The sequence below is a fragment of the Acidobacteriota bacterium genome (genome assembly GCA_016716905.1).
Lineage (GTDB): Bacteria > Acidobacteriota > Vicinamibacteria > Vicinamibacterales > SCN-69-37 > SYFT01.
In genome coordinates this window covers 1,464,335-1,481,479 of the sequence record JADJUS010000004.1, presented here as the reverse complement: position 1 = coordinate 1,481,479, position 17,145 = coordinate 1,464,335, and the positions used below count along the sequence as shown (strand labels likewise).

At 64.3% G+C, this 17,145-nt stretch carries 16 protein-coding genes; 9 read left to right on the top strand and 7 right to left on the bottom strand.

Annotation, left to right across the window (positions count from 1 at the left end):
* The first annotated feature begins 11 nt into the window (after window positions 1-11).
* On the top strand, window positions 12-1,661 hold the full coding sequence (locus tag IPL75_10600) for a M1 family peptidase (GenBank protein ID MBK9240691.1): 1,650 nt from the start codon (window positions 12-14) through the stop codon (window positions 1,659-1,661).
* 31 nt (window positions 1,662-1,692) lie between these two features.
* Window positions 1,693-2,538 (top strand): serine/threonine-protein phosphatase, encoded by an 846-nt coding sequence (locus tag IPL75_10595; GenBank protein MBK9240690.1) that lies wholly within the window; start codon window positions 1,693-1,695, stop codon window positions 2,536-2,538.
* 5 nt (window positions 2,539-2,543) lie between these two features.
* Here IPL75_10595 and IPL75_10590 read toward each other — a convergent pair whose 3' ends face one another.
* The gene (locus IPL75_10590) at window positions 2,544-3,275 is read right to left on the bottom strand and encodes a 16S rRNA (uracil(1498)-N(3))-methyltransferase (protein MBK9240689.1); all 732 of its coding nucleotides are present in this window, start codon (window positions 3,273-3,275) and stop codon (window positions 2,544-2,546) included.
* A gap of 428 nt (window positions 3,276-3,703) precedes the next feature.
* Between IPL75_10590 and IPL75_10585 the strand changes: the two genes are divergently transcribed.
* From IPL75_10585 to alaS, 5 genes are read left to right on the top strand one after another with little or no spacing between them, the layout of a single operon-like run.
* On the top strand, window positions 3,704-4,708 hold the full coding sequence (locus IPL75_10585; GenBank protein ID MBK9240688.1) for a serine/threonine protein kinase: 1,005 nt from the start codon (window positions 3,704-3,706) through the stop codon (window positions 4,706-4,708).
* Between the two features lie 42 nt (window positions 4,709-4,750).
* Window positions 4,751-5,695, top strand: coding sequence for a branched-chain amino acid transaminase (locus IPL75_10580; protein MBK9240687.1), 945 nt, complete (start codon window positions 4,751-4,753; stop codon window positions 5,693-5,695).
* 11 nt (window positions 5,696-5,706) lie between these two features.
* A complete protein-coding gene (locus tag IPL75_10575) occupies window positions 5,707-6,801 on the top strand; it encodes a PilT/PilU family type 4a pilus ATPase (protein ID MBK9240686.1) in 1,095 nt (364 codons plus the stop codon).
* A 10-nt stretch (window positions 6,802-6,811) separates the two neighbouring features.
* Window positions 6,812-7,267, top strand: coding sequence for a regulatory protein RecX (locus IPL75_10570; protein MBK9240685.1), 456 nt, complete (start codon window positions 6,812-6,814; stop codon window positions 7,265-7,267).
* 45 nt (window positions 7,268-7,312) lie between these two features.
* Window positions 7,313-10,021, top strand: coding sequence for an alanine--tRNA ligase (gene alaS, locus IPL75_10565; protein MBK9240684.1), 2,709 nt, complete (start codon window positions 7,313-7,315; stop codon window positions 10,019-10,021).
* Window positions 10,022-10,028: 7 nt separating this feature from the next.
* Here the strand turns inward: alaS and IPL75_10560 are convergent, their stop codons facing one another.
* The 5 genes from IPL75_10560 to IPL75_10540 all read right to left on the bottom strand — a co-directional run bounded on the left by IPL75_10560 (window position 10,029) and on the right by IPL75_10540 (window position 15,140).
* The gene (locus IPL75_10560; GenBank protein ID MBK9240683.1) at window positions 10,029-10,547 is read right to left on the bottom strand and encodes a type II secretion system protein; all 519 of its coding nucleotides are present in this window, start codon (window positions 10,545-10,547) and stop codon (window positions 10,029-10,031) included.
* A 205-nt stretch (window positions 10,548-10,752) separates the two neighbouring features.
* Window positions 10,753-11,394, bottom strand: a complete 642-nt coding sequence (locus tag IPL75_10555) for a MarC family protein (protein MBK9240682.1) — start codon at window positions 11,392-11,394, stop codon at window positions 10,753-10,755.
* A gap of 13 nt (window positions 11,395-11,407) precedes the next feature.
* Window positions 11,408-11,827, bottom strand: a complete 420-nt coding sequence (locus IPL75_10550; GenBank protein ID MBK9240681.1) for a hypothetical protein — start codon at window positions 11,825-11,827, stop codon at window positions 11,408-11,410.
* Entirely contained in the window at window positions 11,827-12,342 is a 516-nt protein-coding gene (locus IPL75_10545; protein MBK9240680.1) for a TlpA family protein disulfide reductase, read from the bottom strand. The genes IPL75_10550 and IPL75_10545 overlap by 1 nt, the downstream gene beginning before the upstream one ends.
* Window positions 12,342-15,140 carry a peptidase gene (locus IPL75_10540; protein ID MBK9240679.1) on the bottom strand — a complete coding sequence of 933 codons (2,799 nt, stop codon included), beginning with the start codon at window positions 15,138-15,140 and terminating at the stop codon, window positions 12,342-12,344. Before IPL75_10540 ends, IPL75_10545 begins: the two co-directional genes overlap by 1 nt.
* A gap of 252 nt (window positions 15,141-15,392) precedes the next feature.
* Between IPL75_10540 and IPL75_10535 the strand changes: the two genes are divergently transcribed.
* Together IPL75_10535 and rpsT are read left to right on the top strand one after the other, a co-directional pair.
* Window positions 15,393-15,767, top strand: coding sequence for an RNA-binding S4 domain-containing protein (locus IPL75_10535; GenBank protein ID MBK9240678.1), 375 nt, complete (start codon window positions 15,393-15,395; stop codon window positions 15,765-15,767).
* Window positions 15,768-15,841: 74 nt separating this feature from the next.
* Window positions 15,842-16,117, top strand: coding sequence for a 30S ribosomal protein S20 (rpsT, locus tag IPL75_10530; GenBank protein MBK9240677.1), 276 nt, complete (start codon window positions 15,842-15,844; stop codon window positions 16,115-16,117).
* Here rpsT and IPL75_10525 read toward each other — a convergent pair.
* The gene (locus IPL75_10525; GenBank protein MBK9240676.1) at window positions 16,092-17,141 is read right to left on the bottom strand and encodes a hypothetical protein; all 1,050 of its coding nucleotides are present in this window, start codon (window positions 17,139-17,141) and stop codon (window positions 16,092-16,094) included. The two genes, rpsT and IPL75_10525, sit on opposite strands and share 26 nt — an antisense overlap.
* Window positions 17,142-17,145: the final 4 nt, after the last annotated feature.

The following is a 17,145-nucleotide window of genomic DNA, read 5'->3' as shown; positions in this document are numbered from 1 at the left end:
ATCGGTGGATCATGCGACACACGAGATGGCACGGCCCCATAGCTCTGGCGTTGACCCTTGCGGGAACTGTCGGCGCACACGCAGACACCTACCCACGCCAGCCCGGCGTCGACGCTCGCCACTACGTCTTTCGTCTCACGCTGCTGACCGGTGATTCGAACGAGATCCAGGGCGAAGCCACGACCACGCTAAGAGTGCTCACGGCGGGTCTGCGCGAGATCGCGCTTGACCTGGCCACCCCGCGCGCCGACGGCAAAGGCATGACCGTGGCGACGGTGACGTCACAGGCCGGCCCCGTCCCCTTCACCCATCTCGAGAATCGGCTGCGCCTCACGCTTCCGGCCGGAGTGGCGGCCGGCCAGGATGTGACGTTCACCATCACGTATCGCGGCATTCCCGCCGATGGCCTGCGCCTCATCAACAACATCCACGGGGAGCGCACCGCCTTCAGTGAAAATTGGTACAACCGCGCGCGGCAGTGGCTGCCGATGATCGACCATGTCGCCGACAAAGCCACGGGCGAGTTCATCATCACCACACGGGCTGATTATCAGGTGGTCGCCAATGGCGCCCTGGTTGAAGAGACAGACCTCGAAGGTGGCCGGCGTCGCACGCACTGGCGACAGGACGTGCCGATTTCTTCGTGGCTCTACAGTGTGGGCATCGCCCGGTTTGCCGTCAGGCACGCCGGCCTCGTTCGCGGCGTCCCGCTTGAATACTGGGTGTTTCCTCAGGACGCCGAGAAGGGTTTTGCGCTGTTCGACAAGGACGCGCGTCGGTCGTTCGAGTTCTTCGCAGACTACGTGGGGCCGTACGCGTACCAAAAGCTCGCGCACGTGGAAGCGGCCGGTATGGGCGGCGGCACCGAACATGCCAGCAGCATTTTCTATGGCGAAAAGGGCATCACGGCCGGCAACGGCCCGGTCGTCCACGAAGTGGCGCACCAGTGGTTCGGCAACGCCGTCACCGAGAATGACTGGAACGACATCTGGCTGAGCGAAGGATTCGCCACCTACTTCACGCTGCTCTACACCGAACACGCCGAGGGGCGCGATGCATTCGCCGAGGGGCTGCGGCGCAGCCGGGCCACCGTTCTCAGGATGGAAACCAGCCTGCCGAATACGCCGGTCGTACACGTCAACCATGACGACGCGGTGCGCGAGCCCACGAACGCGCTCGTCTACCAGAAGGGTGCGTGGATTCTGCACATGCTGCGCGAGCAGGTGGGCACCGAGACGTTCTGGCGCGGCATCCGCGACTACTACCGGCGACACATGAATGCGACGGCCTCAACGGATGACTTCCGCCGGGTCATGGAACAGACATCCGGCCAGGACCTGACGTGGTTCTTCCGGCAGTGGCTGAACCGCCCAGGCGTACCTGCGTTGTCCGGCACGTGGCGCTACGACGCCACGGCCAAAGAGGTGGTGGTCACCGTCCGGCAGACGCAGACTGCGGAGCCGTACCGGCTGTCGCTCGGCGTGGGCCTGGTGTCGGCCGCGGGCGCGCTCCCGAACGTCCGCCAGATGGCGATCGACGGGCGCGAAACGACGATGCGATTCACCGCCGCCAGCGAGCCGGCGGCCGTGGTGCTCGACCCTGCTGTCTCCACGTTGGCTGATTTTGGGGCGTTCGTGAAAGCGGCGGCTTCGGCTCGGTGACGCGCTGAGCCGCCGGAGAACTTCCACGCAAATGGCCGAACCATCAATCCGTCTGGGCGAAGGCTTTACCTGCGGCGAAGTCCGCGGAGGCAATGGCGTCACCCACACTCTTGTGGACTTGCCCGGCCTGCATGGAGTGCTCTACTCGCGTCCCTGTGACGGGGCACACGGCGGCGATATTCACTACCTGTCGGTGTGTGGATCCGGATTGATGTCGCGGGTGTGTCTGGCCGATGTCGCAGGACACGGAGAGACGGTGTCGGTGATCGGACGCGAGATTCACGACCATCTTCGGCGCAGCGTGGACGTGGTTGACGAACGCAAGGTCCTCTCGCGATTCAACGATCGTCTGAACAAGCAGGCTGAACGTGCGATGACGACGGCGGTGCTCCTGACGTACTATCCGCCGCGGCGCCGCCTGACGGTCTGCTATGCCGGGCATCCGGTCGGCTGGCTCTATCGCGCCGGGAGTCACCAATGGGTGTCACTCCAGTCAGAGACGTCACACCCGCAGCGCCGCCCGGCCTTCGTCGATATTCCGCTCGGGGTCGGATTTACGCCAGAGTTCACCCGCCATCGCTTCACCGTGGCCCGCGGCGATCGCATCTTGCTCATCACCGATGGGGTCCTCGAAACTGCCTCACCTGAGGACCATCAGTTTGATCGACTGGGGATCGAGAATTTGCTCAACGCGAGCGCCGGCAGATGCGAGGACGTGGCCGAGCGCCTGCTGACAGCACTGCACGCGTACGCGGGCACCGATGAACTGGCGCACGACGACGTGACGTTCTTCCTGGGCGAGTTCGGGGATGGCCCTCCAGGTCCGGCGCTCTGGCACGTCGTGAAGAACCGGCTGCTGAACCGCGCGTCTCTCTGACGCCGCTACCAGCCCCAGGCCGACGAGACGAGGGTCAGAGCCACCACAGGCGCGGTTTCGGCGCGCAGGGTGCGCGGCCCGAGACTGAGGAGCCGCGCTCCGGCCGCAACCGCCTGCTCCACTTCCACCGCCGCCCACCCGCCCTCGGGACCAATCAACACGAGCACAGACTCTGGCGGCGCCGCAGGCCGCCAATCGGCGGCCTGCGTTCCGAGGGCCGGTTCGGCGCACATGAGGCGCAGCGCGGACGGTGCGCGCAGGCACGCGTCGAGATCGGTCACCGGCAATACCTCGGGCACCACGGCCCTTCGGCATTGCGTGGCCGAGGCAATCGCCACACGCTGCCAGCGCTCACGCGCCGCGCCGCTCTGCCAGGCCTTCGGCGGCACCGTCACATGCAAGGTCCGCAGGGGCTGGATGGCTGACACGCCAATCATTGTGGCGTCTCGAACCACCGCATCCATCTGATCGCCCTTGAGCACCCCAATCGCCAGCGTGATCGGGACACGCGCCTCCGGGATCGGCGTGATTGGCTGGAGGTCCACTACGGCCACGCCCTGTCGTGTCACCGCGCCCACGCGGCCCGCCCATTCATGGCCTCGGCCATCAAAGAGCGCCACCGCATCACCAGGCGCAACCCGCAGCACGTGGCGCATCCGATGCGCTTCATCACCGGACAGCTCGATGCCGCCAGCGTGCGGTTCGCCCATGGGCCAGTACACGCGGGGACAGGACACGCCACAGTGTACTGCGCCTCCATTGAGGATTGCGGATTGAGCGATTGAGGATCGGGATGGGACGGACGGCTGATGGCTGATTGTCGATCGGCAATTGAGGGATGGCGGGATCGTTAGATTGCGGATGGCGGGATCGTTAGATTGAGGGATGGCGGGATCGTTAGATTGCCGATGGCGCGATCGCGAGATGGGGACGCGGGCTCCCCACGCACTCTCCACACTTCAGACACGGTCCATCCCGAAATCGCACCATCGTCAATCCGACAATTCCTCAATCCCCCAACCCCACAATTGCCATCCTCACTCCCACATCTGCAATCCGTCACATCCCGATCCTCAATCGCTCAATCCTCAACCCTCAATTTCCAGGCGCTCCCATCCTCAATAGCGCTATTGCAGACAGCGCGGTGGTATTCTGAACCTCGGAAATGGTGTTTCGCGGCCAGACGCTCGGCAAGTACAAGGTCATCGAGCCCCTCGGGAGTGGCGGATTCGCCACCGTCTACCTGGCGGAAGACACCTGGATCGACAAACGGGTGGCACTCAAGGTGCCCCATCGCCAGAATCTGGACTTCGGCGAACTCCTGAAAGAGCCGCGCCTGCTCGCGTCGCTCGGGCATCCGAACATCGTCACCGTGATCACGGCGGAAAAACAGGACAACGTGTTTTTCATCGTCATGGAGTACGTCCCGGGCGATACGCTGGAGACGATCATCATCGAGGGTGGCCCGCTCGAGATGATGCGCGCGCTCGACTATACGGCGCAGATCTGCAATGCAGTGGAGCACGCGCACAAACACAACGTGCTGCATCGCGACCTGCGACCGGCCAACGTGTTTGTCACCGACAAGGGACTGGTCAAGGTCGGTGACTTCGGAACGGCTCGCGTGATTGAACTTGCCGCGCACGGGACCACCGTGATCGGGAGCCCGCCCTACATGGCGCCCGAACAGTTCGATGGCCGCGCAGTGTTTGCGTCGGACCTCTATTCGATTGGCGTGACGGCCTACCAGATGCTGACGGGCACATTGCCCTACGACACGCCGGCCCCTTCCGACATTCCCAGACTCAAACGCGGCGAACTCGTCACCTCGATGCGCACCCGCAATCCTGCCATCCCGAAAGCGATCGACGACATCGTCATGAAAGCGCTGTCGGCCGACGTGGGGACGCGTTATCAACAGGCAGACGATTTGCTTAACGATCTGTTGAGCGCCCGCCGTGATCTGGTGCGGCGTCCGCCGCCGGTGGTGGCCACCGTCGCCGCCCCTGCCGGCGCAGGCGCGGAATCACGACCGGCACCGATGCGGTCCGCTCCCACGCCCACGCGCCTTCGCACGCGCGATGCGCCAGTGGCGCGGTTCTGTCGGCAGTGTCGGAAGCCGCTGCCTGCACGCGGCACGTCGTGCCCCTTTTGTGGTGAAACGCAGTAGATCGTACTGATAAAATCAACCCGAGTCATAGAGGAGTCCAGCATGGCATTCAGCGGAACCGGCAAGGTATGGATGAACGGCACGCTGGTGGATTGGGCTGATGCCACGATGCATGTGGCGTCGCACATCATTCATTACGGGTCCGGCGTGTTTGAAGGCGCCCGTTGCTACAACACTCCCAAAGGGTCCGCGTGCTTCCGCCTCGACGACCACATGCGGCGCCTGTACGATTCGGCGCGTATCTACCGAATGTCGTATCACCTCGATCAGGCCGAACTGACCACCGCGGTGCTCGACACGATCAAAGCCAACGGCCTGGCGGCCTGTTACATCCGTCCCCTGATCTACCGCGGCTACAACGCGCTCGGCGTGAACCCGTTGCCCTGCCCCGTGGAAGCGTTGATTCTGGTCTGGGAATGGGGCGCCTACCTCGGACCCGACGCGCTTGAAGCGGGCGTGGACGTGCGCGTGAGTTCCTGGACGCGGAGCGCACCGAATACTTTTCCTTCGATGGCCAAGTCGGTGGCCAACTACGCGAACTCGGGCCTGATCAAGATGGAGGCCATGGTTGAAGGCTACAGCGAGGGCATCGCGCTCAATCCCGACGGCAATCTGAGCGAAGGCAGCGGCCAGAACCTGTTCGTGATCCGGAAAGACGTGGTCTACACGCCGCCCCTCTCTGCCTCGGTGCTGCCGGGAATTACGCGTGACACCATCATGACGATCGCCGGGGAAATGGGCTTTGAGGTCAAAGAGCAGGACCTGCCGCGCGAAATGTTGTACGTGGCGGACGAGGTCTTCTTCTGCGGCACCGCGGCCGAGATCACCCCCATCCGTTCGGTCGACAAGATCGCGGTGGGTTCCGGTAAACGGGGCCCCATTGCCACGGCCATCCAGCAGGCTTTCTTCGACTACATTAATGGGGCTGTCCCTGACCGTCACGGGTGGCTGACCTACGTGGACATGCCTGTGGCCGCAGCGCGCTGAGCACACCATTGATGACCGTCGATCCTCTCGTTGCCATCGCGGTCGCCCGGCAGGCGTCTGACATCCACCTGCGCGCCCACCAATTTCCGCTGATCCGCGTCCACGGCACGCTGGAGCGCCTGACGACGTTTCCGTTGGTCAGCCACGAAGACATCGAAGGCGCGGCCCGGCAGTTGCTGACCGCCGACCAGATGGAGAAGCTCACGCGCAGGCAGGAAGTGGACGCCGCGCTTGTCTTCGAGGGACTGGGTCGCTGTCGCGCGAGCGTCTTTCGTCAGAAGGGGACGCTGGCCATTTCCCTGCGGTTGATACCCTCCAACCCGCCGAAGCTGGAAGATCTGGGACTACCCGCGTCGGTGCTGGCGTTGGTGCACGAGTCCCGCGGCCTGGTGCTCATCACCGGCGCCACCGGCAGCGGCAAGAGCACCACACTGGCGGCGTTGGTGGCTGAGATCAACAAGACGCGGTCGATGCACATCCTCACCATCGAGGATCCCATCGAGTTCATCCATGAAGACATCATGGCCGTGATCAGCCAGCGTGAAGTGGGGCTGGATGTGGAGTCGTACCCCAGGGGCCTCTTGAGCGCGTTGCGACAGGACCCGGACGTCATCCTGCTTGGCGAGTTGCGCGATCCGGAAACCATCGAAACCGCCCTGGTCGCGGCAGAAACCGGGCACCTTGTGCTCTCAACGCTCCACACCCTGGACGCGCCCGAAACGGTCAACCGTATCGTGGCGGTCTTTGAGGCACACAAGCAGCCGCAAGTGCGCAACCAGCTGGCGCGCGTGCTGCGGGCCACGATCTCTCAGCGCCTGCTGCCGCGTGCCGACGGCAAGGGCCGCGCCCTGGCCACCGAAGTGCTGGTCACCACACCGTACGTCCGTGACTGCATCGCCGACATCGACAAGGTGTCGCTCATTGCCGGCGCCATCGCGTCGGGGGAACACGCGTACGGGATGCAGAACTTCGACCAATCCATCTTCGCGCTCGTGCAAAGCGGAGCGGTGTCGGTGGAGGAAGCCGCCAACTGGGTCACCAACGTGGAAGAGTTCAGAATGCGCCTGCGCGGCATCACACCGGGCAGCCGGTCGTTCAGCCGATAGCGAGCCACCCATGAGCCGGGCCCGAGTGACGGCGTTGCGCCTGTTGACCCGGCGCGACTACACCACATCCGAACTGCGTACGAAGTTACTGGACCGGGAGTTTCCGGAACCCGAGGTCGAAACAGCCATTGCCGACCTCGCGCATGAGGGGTTCGTCAACGATCGCCGCGTGGCCGAGTCGTTTGTGCGGGTCTCGTCCAACCTGAAAGGCCGGGGCCGGCACCGCATCGAACGGGAGCTCGAGCAACGCGGAGTGGACCGCAGCATCATCCGCGAGGTGCTGGCGGGCCTGCCCGTGGCCGACGAGACGGCGTCCATCCGCCGGTTCCTTGAGCGCAAGCGCCTGCCGGCCCGTCTCAGCCCGGCCGAACATCGCCGGACCTTCGGCCAGTTGATGCGCCGTGGCTTCTCCGCCGATCTCATCGCCAGTGCGCTCAGATCGCGCGGCTCTGACCTGGACGCTTAGAAAGCGGCCCCCGCCGCCACGCACCTTGTACAATGGCGTGTCGCCATGACCGCCAGAGAAATCCGCCAGAGTTTCCTCGATTATTTCGCCTCGCACGGCCACCAGGTCGTGTCGTCCTCGTCGCTCGTTCCCGTGGAAGATCCGACGCTGCTCTTCACCAACGCCGGAATGAACCAGTTCAAGGATGCCTTTCTGGGCAAGGACCGGCGTGCGTACACGCGGGCCGCGACCGTCCAGAAGTGCATGCGTGTGAGCGGCAAACACAACGACCTCGACAACGTCGGGCCGTCGTTGCGCCACCACACGTTCTTCGAGATGCTGGGCAACTTTTCGTTCGGCGACTACTTCAAAGCCGACGCCATTCCGCTGGCCTGGAATCTGCTGACCCAGGTCTGGGGCCTGCCCGAAGACCGGCTCTTCCCCACGATCTTCAAAGGGACGGACGGTATTCCGCGCGACGCCGAGGCATTTGAGCTCTGGACGGCCTTTGTGCCGGCAAGCCGCATCACCGAACTGGGCCTGGAGGAAAACTTCTGGCAGATGGGCGACACCGGTCCATGCGGACGATGCTCGGAGATCCACTATTTCCGTGGCGCTGATATTCCCTGTGCCGAGCCCGTCTGTCGCGGTGTCGAGTGCAGTTGTCAGCGTTACGTCGAGATCTGGAACAACGTGTTCATGGAGTTCGAGCGGGATCGCTCAGGCACGCTGACACCCCTGCCGGCACCGTCCATTGATACGGGGATGGGGCTCGAACGTATCGCGGCGGTGATCCAGGGTCACCTCTCCAACTACGACACGGACCTCTTTACGCCCATTCTCGCGGCCATCGCGGCGCGCGCGGGCCGGCCATACACCGCAAGCACCGAGACCGATCACCCCGACGTGTCGATGCGGGTGATCGCCGATCACCTGCGGGCAATGACGTTCCTGATCGGTGATGGCGTGGTGCCGTCGAATGAATGGCGTGGATATGTGCTGCGGAAGATCATGCGGCGCGCCATGCGCCACGGCAAGAAGCTGGGGTTCACCGGACCCACGCTGCACACGCTCGTTGATTCCGTCATCGGTGAGATGGGGAACGCATACCCGCTCCTGAACACCGAGCGGCAGTCGATCATCAGGACCGTGAAAGCCGAGGAAGAACGGTTCGAGGTGGTGCTGACGACGGGGTTGCCGAAACTCGAGGCGCTGCTCGATCGAGTGCAGGCATCGGGAGCCACGGTGGTGCCCGGCGACGAGGTGTTCCGGCTCTACGACTCGCTCGGTGTGCCGCTGGACTTCGCACAGGACCTGGCCGAGCAGCGGGGTCTGGCCATCAACAGCGAGGCCGTGGACGCGGCCATGCAGGGCCAGCGGGAACGCGCGCGCGCCAATACCAAGTTCAAGGGCGGAAGTGTGGCGGCGTACCCGGCGGAGGTCACCGCACGCCTCAAGTCTGTCGCCGAGACGTTTACGGGATACGAAGCACTTGAGGAGCCGTCGGCGACAGTGCTGGAGATTCTGGCGGTATCAGACAGCCCCGAGAAACCCGATCAACCAGTCGATGCTGCCACGCCCGGAGGTGAGTACTGGGTGCACCTGGACCGCACCCCGTTTTATCTCCATGCCGGTGGTCAGGAGTCAGACACGGGGCAACTGCTCAACCCCGATGGCTTTGCCGCCGACGTCGTCAGCGTCGAACCTGCGCCGACGGGATGCCCGCGCAAGCATGGGATTGTGGTGCTGGCTGGTTCGTTGAAGAAGGGCGACAAGGTGCGCGCGGTGGTTGACCGCGATCGCCGCGACGCGATCAGGCGCAACCACACGGCCACGCACCTGTTGCACGCCGCGCTGCGGCAGACGCTGGGCACGCACGTGCGGCAGGCCGGCTCGCTGGTGGCGCCCGACCGCCTTCGCTTCGACTTCGCGCATTTCTCGGCGATGCACGACGATGAACGCGCCACCGTGGAGCGCATCGTTTCGGCGCAGGTCTTCCGCAATACGCCGGTCAGGACCGAAGTGAAGAGCACCGACGACGCGATCAAGGGCGGCGCCATGGCGCTGTTCGGCGAAAAATACGGCGACAAGGTTCGTGTAGTCGGGATCGAAGGCTTCAGCACGGAGTTGTGCGGCGGAACCCATGTGAGCGCCACGGGTGACGTCGGCCCGTTTGTCATCACCGAAGAGTCCGGCGTGGCTGCCGGGGTTCGACGCATCGAAGCACTGACCGGCGCAGGCGCGGTGGCGCACCTGCAGCACACACAGGCGGTGCTCGCGCGCACACTGCAGTTGCTGAACGTCCCAGCCGACCAGGCGCCGGACGCCGTTGCGCGGTTGCAGGCGGACGCCAAGCGCCTGGCACGTGAGAACGAGCAGCTCAAGATGAAGCTCGCCATCGGGGGCGGTGGCAAGGGCGACGACGAGGGGTTTGAGTCGATTGGCGACGCGCAGTTCGTGGCTCGGCGGGTAACCGGCCTTGAGAAGGGCGCGCTTCGTGGCCTGGCCGACTCGCTGAGGGACCGGCTCAAGCGCGGCGTGGTCGTCATTGCCGCCGACAACGACGGCAAGGTGCATCTGCTGGTGGCGGTGACGAAAGACCTCACCGACCGCGTCAAAGCGGGTCAGTTGGTCAAGGACCTCGCGCCCCTCATCGGCGGGAAAGGCGGCGGCCGCCCGGACTTCGCCGAGGCCGGAGGCTCAGACGCTTCAGGCGTCGACGCGCTGCTGGCACGCGCACGCGCGCTCGTGAATGAGGCCATGGGAAGCAAATGAGCTCGTGTCATCCAATCGGAACGGCCGGCGCTCCGAACGGCTCCGCCGGCGCGATGGCCGCGAAGGCGCGCCAGACTGTGTTGTCCTGGCTGGTGGCGTACGACCACCCGCCCGTAGAACCAAATAGCTGGGGCACCGCAGAGGCGTAATAGGCCGTCTGGGTCGGCGTGCCGTTGCAGTCGGCGACGCCGGCTATCGCCCCCACACCAGCAGCGAGGGCAAACGTATAGCCCGCCTTGAGTGGCACTGGCGCCGCCAGTTCGCCCGGAATGAACGCCTGTGTCGCGCCAGGCGGGATAGCCGCCAGGGCTGGAAACGACACGGCGTATCCGTCGTTGCCACAACTCGACGTGTACTGCAGCTGGCTGAGGTTGATGACTCTCATGGCGCTGACCGCGGACACCTCGTTGCCTGACATTCGCGCGCGCAACAGGCTGGGCACCGCAATGGCCGCCAGAATGCCGATGATGGCCACCACCACCAGCAACTCGACGAGTGTGAATCCCGCCTCAACCCGACTGCGCATCCCAGGCACACCTCCCCGACGACGATACCCAGACACCCGCCGGCGGTGGGCCGTTGGGTACATCAAAATGGCGAAAATGGCTCAAAACAAAACGACCTCTGAAACCAAAACGACCTCTGAGGTAATTACCGGCAATTGTCGTCGGTAATTACCTCAGAGGTCGTTTTGCCAGTCAGAGGTCGTTTTGGCACTGAGGTCGTTCTCGCTATTTTGCCAGACCGGGCAACAGGCCGCCGACCCCCTTGCCCAGCAAGCCGAAGGCGGTGGCGGTCACCAGAATGCCCATCACGCGCGAGATGATGTTCATTCCGATCGGGCCGAGTCTGCGCGCGATGGGACCGGCCGAGTGGAACGTGATCCACATCAACAGCGCAATGCCCAGGGACACGCCAGAGATCACCAGCAGGTCGCGCGCACTGTCAAACGTGCTCGCCTGAATGATGACCGTGGTGATCGTGCCGGCGCCCACGGTTCCAGGAATCGCCAGCGGTACCACGGCCAGCGCCTTCCAGTGTTCCTCGCTGATGTCGCCGGCAGAGTCGCGTTCGCTCTGCGTCAGTTTCACATCCTCCACCGTCACCATTCGCAGGCCGTAGTTGAGCAGGATGATGCCGCCCGCCGCCTGCAACATCGGCGTCGTCAACCCCATCAAGCCGAGGATGGAGTTGCCGAGCCACGCGCAGACCAGCAGGATGATGAGGACCGCCAGCGCGCTCGAATTCGCCATGCGCCGCTGAATGCCCGGATCAAATTTCCCTGCCAGCGCCGCAAACAGCACCGCCGATCCCAGGGGATTGACGATGGCGAGCATCGCAGTGGAAAACAGGATGACTTCCGGAAGCGACAACAGAGGACTCCGTTCAGTTCTTTGCGAGCAGGTAGACAGCGACCGCAGCGAATGCAAACCCCGCAGCCTGCCGCAGGGATGGCGCCTGGCCGTCGGGCATGACCCAGGCAAGAAATGGCACGGCTGCCACCTGCAGCACTGAGACCACCACGATAAATGGGCCGGCGGGCACGGCCGGATTGGCCACGCTCGCCGAATAGACAAACACCGCCAGGCCGTTCACGATCGCCGCGGCCCCCAGAATCCACAAGGCACGTGTCGAGGGCCATCCAGTCAGTTGCGTGGACGAGAGCAGCGTGACCGAGATGGCCGAACCAATCATCACGACGGTCGCCATCCAGGCCCCTGACACCAGGGCCTGGCGCCCGATGAGCGGCCACGCAGCAAATGCGATGGCGACGAAGATGGAGGACAGCAGGGTTTGTGTGGTCATCAGGGCACACTCTCATCCAGGATCGCCAGCACCTGCGTCTCGAACCACTCGGCAGTGCCCGTGCCCAGGTGTTTCAGGAACACCGTGCCGTCGCGCCTCACGAACCACGACACGGGGTACGCAAACGTCGCACGATACGCCTCGGTGATGTCGTCGCGGCCCTGAGCTTCGAACAGCGGATAGTTGACCTTGAACTCCTCAGCGAACGCACGCATCGCCTCCGGCGAATCCTGCACCGAGAGACCCAGCACGGTGAATCCCTTGTCGCCGTACTTCTTCACCAGGTCCACAAACGCAGGCGTTTCCTTGCGGCATGGCGGGCAATTGACGAACCAGAAATTCACGATGAGCGGCCGGCCCCGATAGTCCGACAGCTTCACCTCGGTGCCGTGCATGTCCTTGACGATGAAGCCGAGGTCGGCGATGTCGGTGCGCGGCTTCGGCTGGTCGCACGCGCCCAACGCAACGCAGATCGCGCCGGCCACGGCCGCCTGAAAGACTCGCCTGACAATCATCACTGCCCCCAATAGATCGCGTTGAAGAGGAACTTGAACGTACCACGGGGCTGCGCGCGCATCAGGATTTCGGGGCCAAAGAGGAACACACGCCCCTTGCCCACCTGCGCGTCTATCGCGATGACGCCCTTGTCGAGATAGTCCTGGCCCCATGCCCAGCCGCTGCGCAGGGGCGCCGGCGAATCGAACCACGCGACGGGCATCACGCCCTTTGAGGCGGCGTCGGGAGCCAGTCTCCAGACAGGACTGTTGTCGAAGAAGAAGTCGGTTCGCTCCTTCATGCCGGCGGCCAGCGGACTCGTCGTGTCAACTCGCGCTCCCAGCACCGATCCGGGCACGTAGTACTTGGTGCGTGGCAGCGCTTGCGGCGGCGCGCCGGGCGCGCTTCCAGGCTCGGTCAGGTGGTTTTCAATGGGAAGGCCGAGATGTTGCGCGAGGTTGGTCGCCGAACTGCCAATCGCCACAATGCGACCGCCGTTTTCGACAAACTGGCGCAGCTGCGCAATGGTGCGGGCCGAGATGCTTCCGACTTGATCGCGGTATTCTGCCGGGATGTTTGGCGCCGGCCCTGCGGCACCGCCGCGGCCCGCCCCGCCTGCGCGCCCTCCGCCGGCACCGGTTCCCGGAATGGCGCCGGACACAAACACCAGCACGTCGAAGTCGGCGTTGAGATTGCCCGCGTCGAGCCGAGGTGCGAACACTCGAGTGAAGTCGAACGTGAACTGCTCCAGAATCCAGCGCGTCCATCCGGCAGGCATCGAACCGCCGTATTGATCCCACAGTCCGACGCGTGGGGCGCGCACTGGCGCCAGAACGTTCATCTTCATTCCGAAGGGCACCGCGTGCATCCCAAGGGGCCCGAGGACTGCTTCCAATCTCGTGCGCTGGCTCTCTGCCACATGGAACGTGCCTGCAGGAAACACTTTGCCGTCCACCGTCACTGGCCCCGTCGTGACTGACACGCCACTGGCGCCTCCGGCGGTCAACTGATTCACGGCGGCAAATGAATTAAGCACCTCGCGGCTCAGCAGGTATCCGCCGGCCAGGGAAGCCGGCATCGTCCCCTTGAGAAACGCGATGTTCCAGTCTTTGACTTCTTCAAACGGCCCGGTGAATCCGTCGAGGATGCGATCGAATTCGATGCCCGTCTGGTACGCCAGCGTCCATCCTGCGCTGTCATACGGCGGCGTGGGCGGCGCGCCCGGAGACGGAATATTGTCGGGATGATCCTGGGGCTCGAACATGTCGATCACGTGCGGCCGAAACGCCTGGTTGGTCATGACGACGAGGGAACCTGGCGGATACGTTTTGCCGGCCACCGTGAACGACGATGTCGCGCGATGCACTTTGATGCCGACCTCGCGCAGCGCATTGATGAACTCGACGGCCGTCGGAAAGTCCGGCTGGTTCGAGGGCAGGATGTAACCGCGCGGGTCGCGGTATTCGGGCTTGCGGAGCGCGGCCCAGAGCGCTGCATCAGCCTCGGGCGAGGCGCCGCCGCGTCCGCCACCTCTGCCGGCACCAGCCGCTCGCCCGGCCGGACTCGAGGCGAATTCGCGCGCGACATCCGCATACCGGTGAGGCCGCGGCGTCCACGAATCCTCACTGCCGCGCTGGATCGAGTTTTTCCCCATCACGTAGCGGTTGTACAAATAGTTTTCCTTCATCCGTGATGCGCTGTCGAGCACGCCGCGGTTACAGGCTACCGAATAGTCGATCGACTGTCGGAATCTCCATTCCTGCGGCGCCACGGGAAACGTCAGGTCACTGGTGGGCAGCTGCCGCTCCATCACGAGCGGCACGCGCATCGGCGTGGGGCTGCCGATCATCTCCGTGAGGATCGCAATGGTGTTGTGGAACGCGGCGGTGTTGCGGATGCCGCCGTTCCACCAGCCGTCGTACGGACCACCCGATCGCATGGTCGCGCCCGGCTTGCCTTCAGCGGCCAGGCGCGTGTGCAGCGCAAGCCCGACCGTCTGCAGGCCGAGCACCAGCAGCGGATCCTGGTTGTAGTTGAACGGATCGCGCAGCGGCGGTGACCACAGAATGGTGCCCGCCGGCCCGCTCTGATGGTGGTTGTAGAGAATCTGCGGGAACCACTCGTGATAGAGCACGCGGTTCATGTTCTCGGTTTCGGGTTGCGTGGACGCGAAGAAGTCGCGGTTGTTGTCGTGTCCGATGTACTTCTGGTAGAGCCGCGGCAGATTCGCCAGGCTGCGCTCGTTGGGATCGGATGCCCGCATGTACCAGTCGGCCACAAGATCGTTGCCGTCCGGATTCGCATGCACAAACAAAATGATCACGTCGTCCAGTATCCGCAGCGTTTCCTCGTCATTGCGGCTGACCATCTGGTAGACCATCTCGCCCAGTTGCTGTGCGCCGAGTGTCTCAGTGGCGTGCAGGCCGCCGTCAATCCAGACCACGGCCTTGCCTTCCTTCGCGAGGGCGCGCGCCTGTTCATCGGTCAGGTTTTCGGCCAACGCCAGGCGACGCGAGATCTCTTTGTAGCGCGCGAGGTTCTTGTGATTGGCCGGTGAGGTGACAATGGCCATCAGTTGCGAGCGGCCCTCGGCCGTCTTGCCGATGTCCTCAAGAACCATCCGGTCCGACTCGCGGTCGAGCTTCCGCCAATACGCCTCGATCTGCCGGTAGGTGGCCAGGAAGTAGTCGTCGCCAAACGCGTGGCCAAACTCGGCCGCCGGAGATGTGATTCCTGACGCCGGTCGCGTCTGGGCCTGCGGGGTGGCGCCATAAGAACTTGCGATCAGGAGCAGTCCGAGCAGCAGTCTCTTGGCCATGACCCAAATGATAAAGGGGACGGGTGTCGATCTGTGGGAAACTCGTTTTCAACCGGCGAGTTTTCCACAGATCGACACCCGTCCCCCTCTCTTCCTGGATCTCGAATGAGAGGGGGACGGGTGTCTACCTGTGGAAAACTCCGGGAACTCGGGTAACGTTGTTCCGGGAGTTTTCCACAGGTAGACACCCGTCCCCTTATGAGCCCCGATCCCGAAATCAGCACCCCCTGCCGCCTCGATGTCTGGCTGGACGTGGCGTGTTTGTGCAAGACGCGGTCGGAAGCGCAACGGGCCTGCAAGGGCGGCAAGGTGGAGGTCAACGGCCAGCCGGCAAAAGCGCAGCGGCCGCTCAGGCTCGGCGACGTGGTGGAGGTTTCGCGGCCCCGCGGAGTGCGCCAGCGGGTGATCGTGCTGGGCCTGGCCAGCCACCACATGGCCAAGGCTCTGGCCAGGGCGCTCTACGAAGACGTCACACCCGAGCCCTCACCCCAGGTGAAGGCCATGCTGGAAATGGCCCGGCTGGCCGGCCCCCAGCGCACCCGCGGCCCGGAGGTGGCCCCTGGAAAACGCGAGAAACGGCGCCTACGCCAGGCCAAGGAGGGCGGCGAGGGGTCCGGGTGGGGCTAGGAGTGGGGCCAGCAATGGTATACTTCGATGTTTCGGGTCCACGTCAGGATCCCAATAAGTGAGGTTTTCCAGCAGTGGCCACTCGACACAAATCGGCGGTAAAAGCCAATCGCCAGACCATCAAGCGCACCGAACACAACCGCGAACTCCGATCGAAGCTCCGGAGCGGCCTCAAGGCCATCCGCGCGGCCATTGACTCGGGCGACACCGCAGCCGCCAAGGCCTCGCTCAGCAAGACCTTCTCGCTGATCGACAAGATGTCGGCGAAGAAGATCATCCACGACAACACGGCCGGCCGTTACAAGTCGCGGATCGTCAAGAAGCTCACCAAGAAGACCGCGACCGCGTAAGCGGTCGCCCGGTCAGTTCCACCACCAGGCGCTCAAGCAGCACCTGGTCCTCCCCTCCTGAGCTTTTGAGCGCCAGGTCGGTGCGCAACAGCGCATCCAGGGCAGGCTTGACGCGATCGGGCGCGCCAGACGCCAACTGGTTCGACACCCACCACCGCAACTGCCCCACGATGCCGTGAGGCGAATCGCCGCGCTCGAAACGCAGCGCCAACTCCCTCAACCCCAGCGCCGCATCACCGGCGCTGATGGCGTTGGTCACGGCCCAGTCGTCCTGAACCGTGGCGCCGTCGGACGCCACACTCTCCACGTCAGCCACGGTGATGGCCTTCCGCCCGGCCACAAAGAGCAGCAGCCGCTCGATGTCGCCTCTCAACTTGGAGATGTCAGCGCCCGAGCGCCTGGTGAGCATTGCCACGGCAGCCGGTTCCATGGTCCGGCCCTCGCGTGTCATCTCGTCCTGCACAAACGTCCGCGCCTGCGCCATCGCGGCATTCGCTCCAGCGGGACCGGATCGTGCCTCGGCGCGGATCCCCTTGAACTCCACCACCTGCGCCTTCTCGATCAGTTTCTTGGTGAACCGGCGCGTCCGATCGATTTCAGTCGCCACAAACACCAGCGTCGCAAACTCCGAGGGAGCGGCCACGTAGTCTTCCAGCGGTGTGAGGTCTGTGGCTGCGCTCTCCCCGTCCGCGGGCGTGTCTTCCACCTCTTCTTCCTCGTCGGTCGCCTTGCCGGCTCGCTTGGGCTTCAACAACCGTTCGGCACGCATGACAATGACGAGGCGGCGATCGCCGAGCATGGGCAGGCTGCGGCAGGACGCCGCGATGTCCACCGGCGCGCCGCCGTTTTCGCCGGCATACACGCGGTCTACGGCAAATGGCCGGTCAGCGACGTCCACGGTGGCCTCCACGGCATCCACCATCGCATCCACAAGTTTCACGTCTTCGCCGAGGAAGACGTACACGCGGCTCAGCGTCCGGGCCGCCAGATGTTTACGAAGGGCGGCCACGTCAAGATTGGGCACGGGT

Coding starts and splice junctions, on each gene's coding strand:
- IPL75_10600 (MBK9240691.1), top strand. CDS start 12: ATGCGACACACGAGATGGCACGGCCCCATAGCTCTGGCGTTGACCCTT.
- IPL75_10595 (MBK9240690.1), top strand. CDS start 1,693: ATGGCCGAACCATCAATCCGTCTGGGCGAAGGCTTTACCTGCGGCGAA.
- IPL75_10585 (MBK9240688.1), top strand. CDS start 3,704: ATGGTGTTTCGCGGCCAGACGCTCGGCAAGTACAAGGTCATCGAGCCC.
- IPL75_10580 (MBK9240687.1), top strand. CDS start 4,751: ATGGCATTCAGCGGAACCGGCAAGGTATGGATGAACGGCACGCTGGTG.
- IPL75_10575 (MBK9240686.1), top strand. CDS start 5,707: ATGACCGTCGATCCTCTCGTTGCCATCGCGGTCGCCCGGCAGGCGTCT.
- IPL75_10570 (MBK9240685.1), top strand. CDS start 6,812: ATGAGCCGGGCCCGAGTGACGGCGTTGCGCCTGTTGACCCGGCGCGAC.
- alaS (MBK9240684.1), top strand. CDS start 7,313: ATGACCGCCAGAGAAATCCGCCAGAGTTTCCTCGATTATTTCGCCTCG.
- IPL75_10560 (MBK9240683.1), bottom strand. CDS start 10,547: ATGCGCAGTCGGGTTGAGGCGGGATTCACACTCGTCGAGTTGCTGGTG.
- IPL75_10550 (MBK9240681.1), bottom strand. CDS start 11,827: ATGACCACACAAACCCTGCTGTCCTCCATCTTCGTCGCCATCGCATTT.
- IPL75_10545 (MBK9240680.1), bottom strand. CDS start 12,342: ATGATTGTCAGGCGAGTCTTTCAGGCGGCCGTGGCCGGCGCGATCTGC.
- IPL75_10540 (MBK9240679.1), bottom strand. CDS start 15,140: ATGGCCAAGAGACTGCTGCTCGGACTGCTCCTGATCGCAAGTTCTTAT.